Origin of the sequence: Streptomyces sp. NBC_00669 (genome assembly GCF_036226785.1) — a bacterium.
Lineage (GTDB): Bacteria > Actinomycetota > Actinomycetes > Streptomycetales > Streptomycetaceae > Actinacidiphila.
Genome location: NZ_CP109018.1, coordinates 7,134,184 through 7,148,962, shown reverse-complemented (window position 1 = coordinate 7,148,962; position 14,779 = coordinate 7,134,184). Strand labels below are relative to the sequence as shown.

Annotated in this window: 14 protein-coding genes; 4 read left to right on the top strand and 10 right to left on the bottom strand. The window is 72.8% G+C overall.

Going from position 1 to position 14,779, the window contains the following annotated elements; all coding sequences use genetic code 11:
* Positions 1-65 precede the first annotated feature (65 nt).
* The 5 genes from OG896_RS30185 to OG896_RS30165 form a co-directional block, all read right to left on the bottom strand.
* Positions 66-827 carry an amino acid ABC transporter ATP-binding protein gene (locus OG896_RS30185; RefSeq protein ID WP_328473985.1) on the bottom strand — a complete coding sequence of 254 codons (762 nt, stop codon included), beginning with the start codon at positions 825-827 and terminating at the stop codon, positions 66-68.
* Positions 828-913: 86 nt separating this feature from the next.
* On the bottom strand, positions 914-1,951 hold the full coding sequence (locus OG896_RS30180; RefSeq protein ID WP_329370398.1) for an amino acid ABC transporter permease: 1,038 nt from the start codon (positions 1,949-1,951) through the stop codon (positions 914-916).
* Positions 1,952-1,989: 38 nt separating this feature from the next.
* Positions 1,990-2,916, bottom strand: a complete 927-nt coding sequence (locus OG896_RS30175; protein ID WP_329370397.1) for an ABC transporter substrate-binding protein — start codon at positions 2,914-2,916, stop codon at positions 1,990-1,992.
* Positions 2,913-3,722 carry a deaminated glutathione amidase gene (locus OG896_RS30170; RefSeq protein ID WP_329370396.1) on the bottom strand — a complete coding sequence of 270 codons (810 nt, stop codon included), beginning with the start codon at positions 3,720-3,722 and terminating at the stop codon, positions 2,913-2,915. The genes OG896_RS30175 and OG896_RS30170 overlap by 4 nt, the downstream gene beginning before the upstream one ends.
* Complete coding sequence (locus tag OG896_RS30165) at positions 3,707-4,753, bottom strand: hypothetical protein (RefSeq protein WP_329370395.1); 1,047 nt, start codon at positions 4,751-4,753, stop codon at positions 3,707-3,709. The genes OG896_RS30170 and OG896_RS30165 overlap by 16 nt, the downstream gene beginning before the upstream one ends.
* 146 nt (positions 4,754-4,899) lie before the next feature.
* Here OG896_RS30165 and OG896_RS30160 point away from each other — a divergent pair, with 146 nt between their 5' ends.
* Positions 4,900-6,357 (top strand): aminotransferase class I/II-fold pyridoxal phosphate-dependent enzyme, encoded by a 1,458-nt coding sequence (locus OG896_RS30160; RefSeq protein WP_329370393.1) that lies wholly within the window; start codon positions 4,900-4,902, stop codon positions 6,355-6,357.
* Between the two features lie 64 nt (positions 6,358-6,421).
* On the opposite strand, the gene OG896_RS30155 is transcribed toward OG896_RS30160, so the two are convergent.
* Positions 6,422-7,036 carry a sulfite oxidase-like oxidoreductase gene (locus OG896_RS30155; protein ID WP_328463024.1) on the bottom strand — a complete coding sequence of 205 codons (615 nt, stop codon included), beginning with the start codon at positions 7,034-7,036 and terminating at the stop codon, positions 6,422-6,424.
* A gap of 179 nt (positions 7,037-7,215) precedes the next feature.
* Between OG896_RS30155 and bfr the strand changes: the two genes are divergently transcribed.
* A complete protein-coding gene (gene bfr / locus OG896_RS30150; protein WP_329370389.1) occupies positions 7,216-7,695 on the top strand; it encodes a bacterioferritin in 480 nt (159 codons plus the stop codon).
* A gap of 22 nt (positions 7,696-7,717) precedes the next feature.
* Here bfr and OG896_RS30145 read toward each other — a convergent pair whose 3' ends face one another.
* Together OG896_RS30145 and OG896_RS30140 are read right to left on the bottom strand one after the other, a co-directional pair.
* Positions 7,718-8,035: a (2Fe-2S)-binding protein gene (locus OG896_RS30145; protein WP_329374374.1), complete on the bottom strand. Its 318-nt coding sequence runs from the start codon at positions 8,033-8,035 to the stop codon at positions 7,718-7,720.
* A 157-nt stretch (positions 8,036-8,192) separates the two neighbouring features.
* Positions 8,193-9,542 carry a class II 3-deoxy-7-phosphoheptulonate synthase gene (locus OG896_RS30140; protein ID WP_329370387.1) on the bottom strand — a complete coding sequence of 450 codons (1,350 nt, stop codon included), beginning with the start codon at positions 9,540-9,542 and terminating at the stop codon, positions 8,193-8,195.
* Between the two features lie 283 nt (positions 9,543-9,825).
* Between OG896_RS30140 and OG896_RS30135 the strand changes: the two genes are divergently transcribed.
* Positions 9,826-11,934 (top strand): anthranilate synthase family protein, encoded by a 2,109-nt coding sequence (locus OG896_RS30135; RefSeq protein ID WP_329370384.1) that lies wholly within the window; start codon positions 9,826-9,828, stop codon positions 11,932-11,934.
* A gap of 69 nt (positions 11,935-12,003) precedes the next feature.
* On the top strand, positions 12,004-12,750 hold the full coding sequence (locus OG896_RS30130) for a hypothetical protein (protein ID WP_329370383.1): 747 nt from the start codon (positions 12,004-12,006) through the stop codon (positions 12,748-12,750).
* 43 nt (positions 12,751-12,793) lie between these two features.
* Here the strand turns inward: OG896_RS30130 and OG896_RS30125 are convergent, their stop codons facing one another.
* Together OG896_RS30125 and OG896_RS30120 are read right to left on the bottom strand one after the other, a co-directional pair.
* Positions 12,794-13,471 (bottom strand): uridine kinase family protein, encoded by a 678-nt coding sequence (locus tag OG896_RS30125; protein WP_329370381.1) that lies wholly within the window; start codon positions 13,469-13,471, stop codon positions 12,794-12,796.
* Positions 13,472-13,736: 265 nt separating this feature from the next.
* Entirely contained in the window at positions 13,737-14,765 is a 1,029-nt protein-coding gene (locus OG896_RS30120; RefSeq protein ID WP_329370379.1) for a 6-phosphofructokinase, read from the bottom strand.
* Positions 14,766-14,779 lie beyond the last annotated feature (14 nt).

The window sequence follows — 14,779 nt, the reverse complement described above, 5'->3', positions numbered from 1 at the left end:
CCCGGGCGGTGCGGCCTGGACCCGGCCCCGGGCGGCGCAGCCTCCTGACCCGGGCGGTGCCGCCGTCAGGTCTCCTGGATGAAGCGGCTGAGGAACGCCTGCGTGCGGGCCTGGGCGGGATTGTCCAGGACCTGGCGGGGCGGTCCGCTCTCGACGACCTGCCCGTCGTCCATGAACACCACCCGGTCCGCCACCTCCTTGGCGAAGGCGATCTCGTGGGTGACCACGAGCATGGTCAGGCCCTCCTCGGCCAGGGTCCGCATGGTGGCCAGCACCTCGCCGACGAGTTCGGGGTCGAGGGCGCTGGTCGGCTCGTCGAAGAGCATCAGCTTGGGCCGCATGGCCAGTGCGCGGGCGATGGCCACCCGCTGCTGCTGCCCGCCGGAGAGCTGCCGCGGGTAGGCGCCCGCCCGGTCGGCGAGGCCCACCTGGTCCAGCAGCCGCAGCGCCGTCTCGCGTGCCTCCGCCTTCGGCACCCGCAGGACGCCGACCGGCGCCTCCATCACGTTGGCCAGGACCGTCTGGTGGGGGAAGAGGTTGAAGTGCTGGAAGACCATCCCGATGTCGCGACGCTGCCGGGTGACCTCCCGGGGACGCAGGTGCGTCACGCGCGAGCCCGACTGGCGGAAGCCGATCAGCCGGCCGTCGACATGGATGGAGCCCGCGTCGATCTGCTCCAGGTAGTTCACGCACCGCAGGAGCGTCGACTTGCCCGAACCGGAAGGGCCGAGCAGGACGACGACCTCGCCGGTGCCCACCTCCAGGTCGATGCCGCGCAGCACCTCCTGGTGCCCGAACCGTTTGCGCACCTGGCGGGCCACCACCATCGGCGCCGGCTTCGTCCCGGCCGGGCCGGTGGCGACCGGGGCGCTCCGCGGACCCGTCACGCTCCGCACGGCCGTCTCGTCCGTCGTCATGAGATCGTCTCCTCGGTTTCCCGTGCCTGCGGCGCGAGGGTCGCGCGCTGCCGGCGGAAGAACGCGAAGTCCCAGAAGCTCTGGGGGGTGTTGCGCGTCGCTCCGCGGGCGTAGTGGCGCTCGATGAACGACTGCCCGACGTAGAGCACGGACGTCATGATCAGGTACCACAGGCACGCCACGATCAGCAGCGGGATGGTCTCGAAGGTGCGGTTGTAGACCGACTGCACGGTGTAGAGCAGGTCGGCCAGGGCGATGACGCTCACCAGCGAGGTCGCCTTGAGCATGTTGATGACCTGACTGCCGGTGGGCGGCACGATGAACCGCATGGCCTGCGGCAGCACGACGCGCCGCAGGATTCTGGCCCGCCCCATGCCGAGCGCGGACGCGGCCTCCGTCTGTCCCGGGTCCACCCCGAGCAGGCCGCCGCGCACGATCTCCGCCATGTACGCGGCCTCGTTGAGCCCGAGGCCGAGGATGGCCGCGAACCACGGGCTGATCAGGGAGTTCGTCGCCGCGTGCCCGAACTCGGGGCCGAACGGCACGCCGAGGGAGATCCGGGGAAGCAGGGCCGAGAGGTTGTACCAGAAGATGAGCTGGACCAGGACGGGGATGCCCCGGAAGAGCCAGACGTACAGCCCGCAGGCGCCGCGCATCACGCGGTTGTCCGACATGCGCCCGATGGCCAGCAGGACGCCGCCGACGATGCCGATGAACATGGCCACCGCGGTCAGTTCGATGGTCGTGGCGATGCCGGGGCCGATGAGCTGGGCGTCGAAGTAGGCGCCGACCGTGCCCCATTCGAAGTTGGGGCTGGTCACCAGGAAGTGCCCGAGCTGGGCGGCCAGCACCGCCAGCACCAGGACGGACAGCCAGCGCAGCGGGTGGTGGACACGTGCCGCGGTGGAGACGTCGACGGTGCCGTGGACGGAAAGCGGCGCGGTGCCGTCGCCGGGGCCGGACCGGGTTGCGCCGGTGTGCGGACCGGTCGTGTCGGGGCCGTCCTGGGCGGTCGTGGAATGCGGGGTGGCCATGGCCGGCTCACCTCCTCTCAAAGGGTCTGCTGCGGATTTCAGGCGTCGCCGCCGAGATTGATGCCGGGCGTGGTGAGCTCATTGCGGGTGAGGTTCCACTTCTTCATGATCGATCCGTACGTGCCGTCGTCGACCAGCTTCTGGAGCGCCTTGACCAGCACGCCGCGCAGCGGCGAGCCCTTGGCGACGACGGCGCCCTGGTACAGGTCGTGGAAGCCGTTGGCCGACTTGGTGCCGGACAGCTCCAGTTGCCCCTTGGACTGCGAGACGAAGTAGGTCAGCGGCGACTCGGAGGAGAAGAACGCGTCGGCCCGTCCGGACCGCACGGCCAGGATCGAACTGGGCTGGTCCTTGTACGACTGGACGGCGATGGCCTTCTTGCCGTCCTTGACGCAGGTCCGCGACTGCGAGCGGATGACGGACTCCGCCGAACCGCCGGCCTGGACGGCGATACGCCGGCCGCAGGCAGTGGGCAGGGAGTCGATGCCGGCCGGGTTGCCCTTCGGGACGGCGAAGACCACGAACTCCTTGACCCAGTCCACGAAGTCGTTCGCGCCCTGCCGGTCCTTGAAGTCCCCGACCGGCCCGAGCGCCAGGTCGTAGCGGCCCGCCTTGATGCCGGTCAGTTCGGAGGGCAGCCCGTCGGCGGTGACGTTCTGGATCTTCACGCCGAGCAGCCGGCCCAGCGCATCCGCCAGGTCCGCGGAGGCGCCGGTGAGGCTGGAGGTGTCGGAGCCGGCGATCTCGTACGGCGGGAAGGAGCCGCCGTTCACCGACACCAGCGTGCCGGACGAGCGGTTCTTGGCCGGCAGCATGGCGTGCAGCGCGGGGTCCTCGGTGATCGAGGTCTGCCGGCCGCCGGAGGTCTGCGCGCCGCCCTGGGACTCCGGCGGGTTCGCCGCGCAGGCGGTCAGGGCGAGGGCGCAGGTCAGGGCGGCGGCCGCGCCGGCGAGGGCGGATCTCATGAGGGGCCTCCCAGCAGTATGGGGTCGGGGTTGACGGCGAAGCGGCGGTTGGCCAGCACCGGCAGGGTGCGCCGGGCCGTCGCCGTGGCCTCGGGGTCGATGTCGGCCCAGGCGAGCCCGGGACCGGCGGCCAGCCGCGCCCGGACGGTGCCGAGCGGGTCCACCAGCATGCTGTTGCCGATGTTGCGCGGACCGCACTCGCCGCTCGCCGCCACCCAGCAGGTGTTCTCCAGCGCGCGGGCGGTGACCATGACCTCCCAGTGGCGCTCCTTGGCAGGACCGCGCACCCAGGCCGCGGGCAGCGCGAGCACCTCGGCACCCGCGTCGACCAGCAGCCGGGCCAGTTCCGGGAAGCGTACGTCGTAGCAGGTCATCAGGCCGACCTTGGTGCCGGCCACCTCGACGACGACGGGTGGCTCGTCCGCGGGGCGGACGTTCACCGACTCCTGGTCGCCGAAGGCGTCGTAGAGGTGCAGCTTGCGGTAGCGGGCGACCAGGGCGCCGTCGCGCAGGACCACCAGCGTGTTGAAGACCCGACCGTCGTCGGAAGGTTCGTGGACGCCGACGACCACGGTGGCGCCGCCGCCGCGGGTGGCCGCGGCCAGTTCGCTGACGAAGGGGCCGTCCAGCGGCTGGGCGACCTCGCGGATACGGTGCCGGTCCTCGGTGAAGCGGGCCAGCACGCCCTCGGGCAGGACCAGCAGGTCCGCGCCCCCGCGTTCGGCCTGCTCCAGTGCGTCCTTGCAGGCGGCGAGGTTGTCCTGCCAGTCCGGACGGGCGGCGAACTGTCCTACTGCTGTACGCATGGCGTGCTGCTCCCGGTCGGGGCCGCGGACCGGTGAGCTGTGGTCGCGGCAGGCGGTTCGGTGACGTCGACGGTGTCGAGGGCCGGGTCGGGGAAGACCACGGCCGGGTCGATGGGCTCGGGCCAGACGCCCTGCTCGTGGAGTTCGGCGCAGAACGCCCGGGTCATCGCGGCGTTGGGCAGCGCTCCGTACGGCATCCAGTCGCCGTCGAAGAGCAGCGCCGACTCGGTGAGCTGGTGCAGCAGCCAGGGTTCGGTGTCCGCGAGCAGGCGGCGGCGGCCCACCCAGCGGCGCTTGGACTCCTCCAGCGCCGCCAGCAGCGCGGCGGGCAGGTCCGGATGGGCCCGCACGACCTCGCGCTTCAGCGTCACCAGATGGATGCCGGGGACGAACCCGGTGGTCCGCCAGTACGCGCGCTCGGCGGCCGGGTGGTCGGCGAGCAGGTGGCGGAAGCGGCTGCCGGCCGTGAACAGTTCCGGCGGCATGAACGGTGTCAGGATCGCGTCCACGCGGCCCGCGGCCAGCTCTCCGACCAGCGACTCCCCCGCCGACATGGCCGACACGTTCGGCGGCAGCGGGCGCGCGCCCAGCCGGCTCTTGCCGATCTCGCCCGCCTCCAGCGGCCCCACCCGCCACTCCACCCCGGTCAGGTCCACTCCGGCGGCCCGGATCAGCGCCCGGGTCCAGGTGTTGCCGGAGTCCGGCCAGCCGGTCAGGCCGATCCGGGTTCCGGCGAGTTCCTCCAGCGCGTGCAGCGGGCTGTCGGTGCGCACCAGCACGCAGCGGTGGCGGAAGCCGCGCATCACGAACGCCGGCAGGCCGACCAGCCGGTCGTCCCCGGCCGCCACGGCCTGCACGTAGCGGCTGAACGAGGTCTCACCGCCGTCGAGTCCGGGCTCGGCCAGCACGTCGGGCGTGACCTCGCGCGACTCGATGCGGACCGTGCAGCCCGGTACCTCCACGCCACCGGAGGCCAGCGGGACGAGATGGTCCCAGTCACGAAGTCCCAGTCGGACCACAGGGGAGGACACAGTGCGCAACTCCTCGCGTGTACGAACTTTCCACGCATAGCTCTCATACGGCCTGCGATGCAAAGGAGGCTATTGTTCACCCAGGACGGTAGACAAGAGTTGTTTTGTTACTGAACATAGGTTTTCCACGTCGTAACCTGCTGAGGGTGCGTCAGAGTGCGGTCCGGGCGAAGGGCGGGGCGATGCAGGAGAAGGCGATCAGCGGGGCGGGCGCGGCGCAGGAGGCCGGCGGCACGGCCACGGAAGAGGAAGGCGGGGGCTGGTCCGCGGTCCGGCTGGCCGGGCGGATCACCGACCCCAGCGCCCGCGGCATCGCGGCGGCCATGACGGACCTCATCCGGGCCGGTGACCTGGCACCCGGCAGCGCGTTGCCGACCGTGCGCGCCCTGGCCGCCGCGCTGGAGGTCAGCCCCGGCACCGTCGCGGAGGCGTGGGCCCTGCTGCGCGGCCGCCGGACGATCGCCACGCTCGGCCGACGCGGCAGCGTCGTCAGCGGGCCGCCGTCCGTGCCCCACCCGGTGCGCTACGAAAGGGTCGGCGACCTCGGTCCCCACCTCACCCTGGACCTCGCCGTGGCCGCCCCCGACCGGGCGCTGCTGCCGGCCCTGGACGGCGCCCTGCTCGCGGGCGCCCGCACACCCCAGCTCAACGACTACTCGCGCACGGCCGTCACCTCAGCCCTTCTGGACGCCGTACGCGGCAGCTGGCCGTTCGAGCCGGAGGCGTGGATGGCGGTGGGCGGCGGCTACGAAGGCGTACACCTGCTCTGCCAGGCGCTGATCGCGCCCGGCGACCGGGTCGCGGTGGAGGAGCCGACGGCGGCTCGGCTGCTGGACATCCTGGAGTCCCTGGGAGCCCAGATCCTGCCCGTCGCCTGTGACGCGGAGGGGCCGCTGCCGGACTCGCTCGCCGACGCCGTCGCCCGTCGCCCCACGCTCTTCCTGCACCAGGCCCGGGCGCAGGCGCCCTGCGGCTGGACCGTGAGCCCGGCCCGGGCCGCCGCGCTGGCCGCCGTCCTGGAGCCCGCCCGGAACATCACCGTCATCGAGGACGACGGCATCGGCCCGCTGGCCCGCACCGACGCCGGCAGCATCGGCACCCATCTGCCCGAGCGCACCGTGCTGGTGCGCTCCTACAGCAAGGCATACGGGCCCGACCTGCGCATCGCCGTGCTCGGCGGGCCGCGCGAGGTGGTCGAGCGCGCCCGGGTGCTGCGCACCTTCGGCATCGGCTGGACCAGCCGCATCCTCCAGGACGCCCTGGCCCACCTGCTCACCGACGACACGGCGAGCCGTACCGTGCGGGCCGCCGCCGACCGGTACGACCTGCGCCGCAGGGGACTGGCCGACCGGCTGGCCCGGCACGGCGTGCCCACGGCCAACCGGGACGGCCTGATGCTCTGGGTGCCGGTGGCCGACGAGACCTCCACGCTGGTCACCCTGGCGGCGCGCGGTATCACCGTGTCCCCCGGCAGCCGCTTCTGCGTCTCCTACTCCCTGCCGCACGTCCGGGTCGCCACCAGCCGCCTCACCGACGACCCGGAGGCGCTGGACAGGACCGCCGCCGTCCTCGCGAGGGCCGCCGTCGCCCCGGACGCGCCCTAGCGCCTGTCGTTCGGATCTCCGCGGCGTCGCTCCCGGCACGCCTGGCCGACTCCCCCGACGCCGCCTAGAGTTCGGGGCCGTCTCCCGGGGTCTCCTGGAAGGAGTAGCGCTGCTCGCTCCAGGGGTCCCCGACGTTGTGGTAGCCCCGCTCCTCCCAGAACCCGCGGCGGTCGGCCGTCATGTACTCGATGCCGCGGACCCACTTGGGCCCCTTCCAGGCGTAGCGCTTGGGGACCACCAGGCGGACGGGGAAGCCGTGTTCGGCGGTGAGCGGCTGACCGCTCTCGTGCGTCGCGAAGATCGTGAGGTCGTCGAGGAAGTCGTCGATGCGCAGGTTGGAGCTGAAGCCGTACTCGGCCCAGACCATGACGTGGGTGACGTCGTCCGCGGGCGGCGCGAGCTTCGCGACGGTGGTGGCGGCGACCCCGCCCCACTCCATCCCGGTCATCGAGAACTTCGTGACGCAGTGGAAGTCGGCGACCACGGTGGCGTACGGCAGCGCGGAGAACTCGTCGTGGTTCCACACCGGCCGCGCCCCCTGCGCGGTGGCACCGAAGACACGGAAGTCCCAGCGGTCGGGGCGGAAGCGGGGCACGGGGCCGTAGTGCGTGACCGGCCAGCCCCGCTGGAGCCGCTGCCCCGGGGGGAGCCGCCCCTCCGGATGCTCGTGCCGACCCATACCCCCATGGTGACAGACCCGCCGCGATGCTTCCGCCGCGAGGCGCCACTCACCGCCCCCACCAGGGGTTTCGCCGCGCCGGGCGGCGCCGCCGTAAGCGTGCACTTACTGGAACAGGCCGCTGGGCGGTGCGAGGATGCCCGGAACTGTCGAGCCCGAACGGGAAGGACGGCGTTGCCATGCAGGGCGACCCCGAGGTCATCGAGTTCCTCAACGAGCAGTTGACGGCCGAGCTGACCGCGATCAACCAGTACTTCCTGCACGCGAAGATGCAGGACAACTTCGGGTGGACGAAGCTCGCGAAGAACACCCGCGCCGAGTCCTTCGACGAGATGCGGCACGCCGAGATCATCACCGACCGCATCCTGCTGCTGGACGGCCTGCCGAACTACCAGCGGCTGTTCCATGTGCGGGTGGGGCAGACCGTCACCGAGATGTTCCAGGCCGACCGGCTGGTGGAGGTCGAGGCGATCGACCGGCTGCGCCGGGGCATCGAGCTGATGCGGTCGAAGTCCGACGTCACCTCGGCGCGGCTCTTCGAGGACATCCTCAAGGACGAGGAGCACCACATCGACTACCTGGACACGCAGCTCGGCCTGATCGAGAAGCTGGGCGAGCCGCTCTACATCGCGCAGCAGATCGAGCAGCCGGAGAGCTGACGCGGGGCGGGGGCGTGCCCGGTCAGGCGACGCGCCGCAGCGGCAGCGGCAGGGCCGGCGGTACGGACCCGGGCTGCGGCAGCACCGAGGGCTCCAAGGGCGCCGTCACGGGCTCCCGCGGCGCGGTCGCCGGCTCCACCGGGGCCTTCGCCGGCTCCAGCCTGGTCCGGGTGGCGCAGCCGTCGCCGCGGCCCAGGACCGCCTGGATGCGCTTGACGCAGGAGCCGCAGTCGGTGCCGGCCTTGCAGGCGGAGGCGATCTGGCGCGGGGTGCAGCGGCCCTCCTCGGCGTGCTGCTTGACCTGCTGCTCGGTGATGCCGAAGCAGGAGCAGACGTACACGCGGTCACCGCCGATCGAGGCCAAGGGCTACTGAGGTAATCCTTACCTTACCCAGAGGTCCCGGCGGAAGAAAAGCCACGAGGGGCGCGGATCGATGTGATCCGCGCCCCTCTGCCGTATCTCGGTGCCTGGTCTCGGCGCCGGGTCTCCCGGGGTGCTACTGGCCCCGGTACATCTCCGCGACCAGGAACGCCAGGTCCAGCGACTGGCTGCGGTTGAGCCGCGGGTCGCACGCCGTTTCGTACCGCTGGTGCAGGTCGTCGACGAAGATCTCGTCGCCGCCGCCGACGCACTCGGTGACGTCGTCGCCGGTCAGCTCGACGTGGATGCCGCCGGGGTGGGTGCCCAGGCCGTGGTGGACCTCGAAGAAGCCCTTGACCTCGTCCAGGACGTCGTCGAAGCGCCGGGTCTTGTGGCCGGAGGCGGCCTCGAAGGTGTTGCCGTGCATCGGGTCGCAGACCCACGCCACCTTCGCCCCGGACGCGGTGACCTTCTCCACCAGCGTCGGCAGCTTGTCCCGCACCTTGTCCGCGCCCATCCGCACGATGAAGGTGAGCCGGCCGGGCTGCCGGTCCGGGTCGAGGCGGTCGACGTAGGTGAGCGCCTCCTCCGGGCTGGTGCCGGGGCCGAGCTTCACGCCGATCGGGTTGCCGATCCGCGAGGCGAACTCGATGTGCGCGCCGTCGAGCTGCCGGGTCCGCTCGCCGATCCAGACCATGTGCCCGGAGACGTCGTAGAGCTTGCCGGTGCGCGAGTCGGTACGGGTCAGCGCGGTCTCGTAGTCGAGCAGCAGCGCCTCGTGGGAGGCGTAGAACTCGACCGTGCGGAACTCGGCCGGGTCGGTGCCGCACGCGGCCATGAAGGTCAGCGCGCGGTCGATCTCGCGGGCGAGTGCTTCGTAGCGCTGCCCGGACGGCGAGGACTTCACGAAGTCCTGGTTCCAGGCGTGCACCTGGCGCAGGTCGGCGTATCCGCCGGTGGTGAAGGCGCGCACCAGGTTCAGCGTGGAGGCGGAGGCGTGGTACATCCGCTTGAGCCGCTCCGGGTCCGGGATGCGGGCCTCGGAGGTGAACTCGAAGCCGTTGACCGAGTCGCCCCGGTAGGTCGGCAGCGTGACGCCGTCGCGGGTCTCGGTCGGCTTGGAGCGCGGCTTGCTGTACTGCCCGGCGATCCGGCCGACCTTGACCACCGGCACCGACGCGGCATAGGTGAGCACCGCTCCCATCTGGAGCAGCGTCTTGAGCTTGTTGCGGATCTGGTCCGCACCCACGGCGTCGAACGCCTCGGCGCAGTCGCCGCCCTGCAGGAGGAACGCCTTGCCCTCGGCCACCGCGGCCATGCGGCTGCGCAGTTGGTCGCACTCGCCGGCGAAGACCAGCGGCGGATACGAGGCGAGCTCGGCGATCACGTCGCGCAGAGCCTCGGGGTCCGGCCACTCGGGCTGCTGCGCCGCGGGAAGAGACTGCCAGGTGTTGACCCCGGCATGGGTTTCGGCTTTCACGGTCACGGGCTCCACAGTACGGGGTCCGATGGGTGCCGGATCGGGCCGCTCAGTGGATGAGACATCTCGCCACCGGATACGGACGGCTGCCGCCGCGGTGCGGTAGGGTCGGTGCCATGACCGCGATGATCACCCGCACCACCCAGCACACCTGCTGGCGGACCGCTTCTCCGGCGGCCCGTTAGACATCGCGCGCAGATCACCTCGCGAAGGCCGCCCAGGGGGCGGCCTTCGGTGTTTCCGGGTCCGGCCGCCCCCTTCCCCGCCCGTCAAGGAAGGAACGCCCGCCGTGCCCCTCTCCGCCCCGCCTCCCACCGCCGCGCGACTCGTGGAGCGCCTGCTCACCCCCGGCTGCCCGCCGTTCGCCCTGCTGCACCGCCAGACCCCCGGCCGCCCGCGGGACGTGGTGGAGGTGCTGCTCGGCCCGATCGAGCACGCCGACACGCTCGCCGGCATCCCGCTGCCCTCCGGCGCGCCCGGCGCCCCCGTCACCGACGCGCTGGCCCTGGTGCCGTTCCGGCAGATCCGCGAGCGGGGCTTCGACGTCCACGACGACGGCACCCCGCTGGCCGTGCTGCGCCCGCAGGAGGCGTACGAACTCCCGCTCGCCGAGGTGCTGGCCGCGTTGGAGGCGCTGCCGGGCGGGCGCGGGGTGCGGGTCGAGGGCGGCGCGTTCGACGTCGACGACGACGCGTACGCGCGGATCGTGCGGCAGGTGATCGACGACGAGATCGGCACCGGTGAGGGCGCCAACTTCGTGATCCGGCGCACCTTCCGCGGCTACCTCCCGGACTTCGACCCGGCGGCCGGGGGCACCTCCCGGGCGAGGGTTCTGGGGGAACTGGCGCTGTTCGCCCGGCTGCTGCGCGGCGAGCGCGGCGCGTACTGGACGTACACGGTGCACACCCCCGAGCGGACGCTGGTCGGCGCCAGCCCGGAGGTGCATGTGCGGATGTCCGGTGGAAGGGGCGAGCGCGAAGCGCTCTCGGTTGAGGGTGGTGGTGGGCGACGGGCGGGCACCGTGGTGATGAACCCGATCAGCGGCACCTACCGCTACCCGGCGCAGGGGCCGTCCGCCGAGGGGCTGCTGGAGTTCCTGCACGACCCGAAGGAGGTGGAGGAGCTGACCATGGTGGTGGACGAGGAGCTGAAGATGATGTGCACGGTCGGCGACCTCGGCGGGGTCGTGATCGGGCCGCGGCTCAAGGAGATGGCGCACCTGGCGCACACCGAGTACGAGTTGCGCGGGCGCTCCAGCAAGGACGTGCGGGAGGTGCTGCGCGACACGATGTTCGCCGCGACCGTCACCGGCTCGCCGGTGCAGAACGCCTGCCGGGTGATCGAGCGGTACGAACCGCGCGGCCGCGACGGCTCCGGGCGCGGCTACTACGCGGGCGCGCTCGCGCTGCTCGGGCGGGACGCGGGCGGCGCCCAGACGCTGGACTCGCCGATCCTGATCCGCACCGCCGACATCTCCCCCGCCGGCGAGTTGAAGGTGCCGGTCGGCGCGACCCTGGTGCGGCACTCCGACCCGTACGCGGAGGTCGCCGAGACGCACGCGAAGGCCGCGGGGGTGCTCACCGCGCTCGGGGTGCTCGCGCCGCCCGCGGGGACGCGGCGGGCCTCGGCGGGGTCCGGCGCGGGCTCGGCCGCGCCCCGGCTCGCCGACGACATCCGGGTGCGGGCCGCGCTGGACGCCCGGCGCTCCAAGCTCGCGCCGTTCTGGCTGCGGATGCGGCCCGGCGGCCCGGCCACCGCCCCGGCCGACGGCGACGCGGCGTCCGGCGGACCGGTGCTGGTGGTGGACGCCGAGGACACCTTCACCGCGATGCTCGCGCACGTGCTGCGCTCCTCCGGCCGCACCGTGGCCGTACGGCGCTACGACGAGCCCGGGCTGCGGGAGGCCGCGCTGGCGCACCTCGGGCCGGTGGTGCTGGGCCCCGGCCCCGGCGACCCGGCGGACACCGCCGACGCCAAGATGCGGTTCCTGCGCGCCCTCACCGCCGACCTGGTGCGCGACCACGCGCACGGGCTGCTCGGGGTGTGCCTCGGCCACGAGTTGATCGCGGCCGAACTCGGCCTCGACCTGGTCCGCAAGGACCACCCGGCGCAGGGCGCGCAGGAGGTGGTCGACTACTTCGGCACCCGTACGACGGTGGGCTTCTACAACACCTTCACGGCCCGCTGCGACGCCGACGCCGCCGAGGAACTGGCCATGCACGGAATCGAGTTGAGCCGCGACCCGGGCTCCGGCGACATCCACGCGCTGCGCGGACCGGGCTTCGCGGGCATCCAGTTCCACCCCGAGTCCGTGCTCTCCCTCGACGGCGCCGCCCTCGCCGCCGGGCTCCTCACCCACATCGCCACCACCGCCCGGGCGGTGCGACCGCCGGTATAGCGTGGTCGGCGTGGTTTTCGGGGGCCGCCCGGCCGACGGGGCGGGCGGCTCGGGGGAGGGAGCGCAGTCATGGGATTCCGCCGCAACAGGCCGCAGTTGCCGCCGGAGGAGGACCCGGTGCCGTGGCGGGAGGTCACCCGCTTCGTCGTCGGCCGGCGGGTGCGGGGCGACGAGAGCCGCATCGTGCGCCCGGCCTACGGGCCGCCGGCGGTCCGGGTGCCGAACGGCGGCGAGAACCGGTTCGCACCCGCGGTGTTCATCGAACAGCCGCACACGGCCGAGGAGTTGTACGACCTGTACGGCGCCCTGGACAGGGCGCCGATGTGCCGGGTGCTGCCGCTGGCCGGGACGGGGACGGACACCGCGGACCGCGGGGACGTCGACGGCCACCGGGTGGTCGACCCGGCCGGCGCGGAGATCGGCCGGGTGTTCCGCACCCCGCGGGCCAAGCGCTCCGTCCAGCAGACCCTGTGGTTCCAGCAGCCGGGACACCCGAACGTGGTGGCCCGCCACCACTGGGCGACCGGCTCGACCCGTGAGGTGGCGGGCCGGGTGACCACGGCTGCGGTCGGCACCGCGGCCGTGGTCGCGGTGGGCCTGGCGCTGAGCGCCATCGGGCTCGACGGCGACGGAGACGGCGAAAGCACCGGCGACAGCGGGCGCTCCTCGTCGAAGCCGGTGACCTGGCGGGCCGGCGACGAGGACGTCCTCGACTACCTCCCGGGCCAGGGCCGCCAGCGCCCCTACGTCCCCCGGGCCGACTGGCTCGACCTGCGGCTCGCCTTCGCCCTGGCCGTCCTCCGCGAGAGCTGGTGACCGGACGGCGATCCGGCCGGGGCCGGGGCCGGGGGCACCGGGGTCATACGGCCAGGGGCTGCGCGTGCGGTGCGTGCGGGGCCTCGGCGCCGAGCCCGACGTGCCGGGGCTCCGCGCCGAGCCCCTCCACGCCGAGCCCCAGCACGTCGCCCACCAGGTGCGCGACGGCGCTCAGCAGCCCGGCTTCCGACGTCGTCCCGTCCAGGACGAGGTCGGCCCGATCCCGCGCGGGGGCCACGTACTCCGCGTGCCGTTCCCGCCCGCTGAGCAGGTAGTTGCGGAGCGAGACCCCCGGGTCCTGCCCGAAGACCTCGATCTTGCGCAGGATCTTCCGGGCCAGCCGGATGTCGTCGGGCGTGTCCACGTACACCCGCCAGGTGGCGCGCTCGGCGACCGCGCGGAGGGTGAGCGCGAACAGCCCCTCCACGACGACGAGCCGGTGCCGCCCGCCGGTGGCCGCCGCGTCGATCGCGGTGGCGACGGCATCCTCGTCGATGGAACCGGGATGGTTCCAGTCGAGCGTCTCCGCCCCGGTCGCGCTCAACGTCCGCACCCCGCGCCCCGGATCGTGCGCGGGCACGTAGAAGTCGTCGAGGTGGACGAGACCGACGGTCTCGGGATGGTGCCGCGCCAGCGCTTCCGCAAGGGTGGACTTGCCGGAAGCGGTGCCGCCTGCGACCGCGAGTACGGGCACCGCGTGCCCTCCCACAACACCCGTCATACCGGGCGCTCCTCAGGTGCTCAAAAAAGGTGGGGACAGGACGAGAAGGGGAAAACCAAAGCGGCCGGACATGCCGGGTGGAGGGATGGTAGGGCGCGCGGATGGCCTACGGCAAGCGCCGTAGGCCATGAGTCGGGCAACGTGCGGAACCGGTGCGTCCGGCGCCGCGACCAGGGCGGTGACCAGGGCCGGACCGAGGCGGGACCGGAGCCCGAACCGGCAGCCGTCACCGGGGCGCACCCGCGGCGGGGAAGCGACGGCCGCGCTACCCGAAGAACACCTCCGCCTCCGCGTAGAGGGCCGGGTCGACGGTCTTGATCCGGGCGGTCGCGTCGCCGATCGGCACCCGCACGATGGCGGTGCCGCGCAGCGAGACCATCGTGCCGAAGTCGCCGTCCCGGACCGCGTCGATGGCGTGCAGCCCGAACCGGGTGGCCAGCCACCGGTCGAAGGCGCTGGGGGTGCCGCCGCGCTGGACGTGGCCGAGCACCGTGGTGCGGGCCTCCTTGCCGGTGCGCTTCTCGATCTGGTGGGCGAGCCACTCGCCGACGCCGGACAGCCGGACATGCCCGAAGGAGTCGAGGGTGCCGTCCTTGAGCACCATGTCGCCGTCGCGGGGCATCGCGCCCTCGGCGACGACCACGATCGGCGCGTAGCGGATCTTGAAGCGGCTCTCCACCCAGGCGCAGACCTGGTCGAGGTCGAAGCGCTGCTCGGGGATGAGGATGACGTTGGCGCCGCCGGCCAGGCCGGAGTGCAGCGCGATCCAGCCGGCGTGCCGGCCCATCACCTCGACCACCAGGACCCGCATGTGCGACTCGGCGGTGGTGTGCAGGCGGTCGATCGCCTCGGTGGCGATGTTGACCGCCGTGTCGAAGCCGAAGGTGTAGTCGGTGGCGGACAGGTCGTTGTCGATGGTCTTGGGGACGCCGACGCAGGGGATGCCGTGCTGCTCGTACAGTTCGGCGGCCACCCCGAGGGTGTCCTCGCCGCCTATCACGATGAGCGCGTCGACCTCCTCCTCGGCGAGGGTGCGCCGGACCCGGTCGGCGCCGCCCTCCACCTTGAGCGGGTTCGTGCGCGAGGAGCCGAGTATGGTGCCGCCGCGCGGCAGTATGCCGCGGACGGCGGGGATGTCGAGACGTACGGTGTCCCCTTCGAGGGGGCCGCGCCAACCGTCGCGGAAGCCGGTGAAGTGGTAGCCGTATTCCTGGGTGCCTTTACGGACGATGCCGCGGATGACCGCGTTGAGGCCGGGGCAGTCTCCGCCGCCGGTCAGGACTCCGACCCGCATGGACTCTTCCCTTC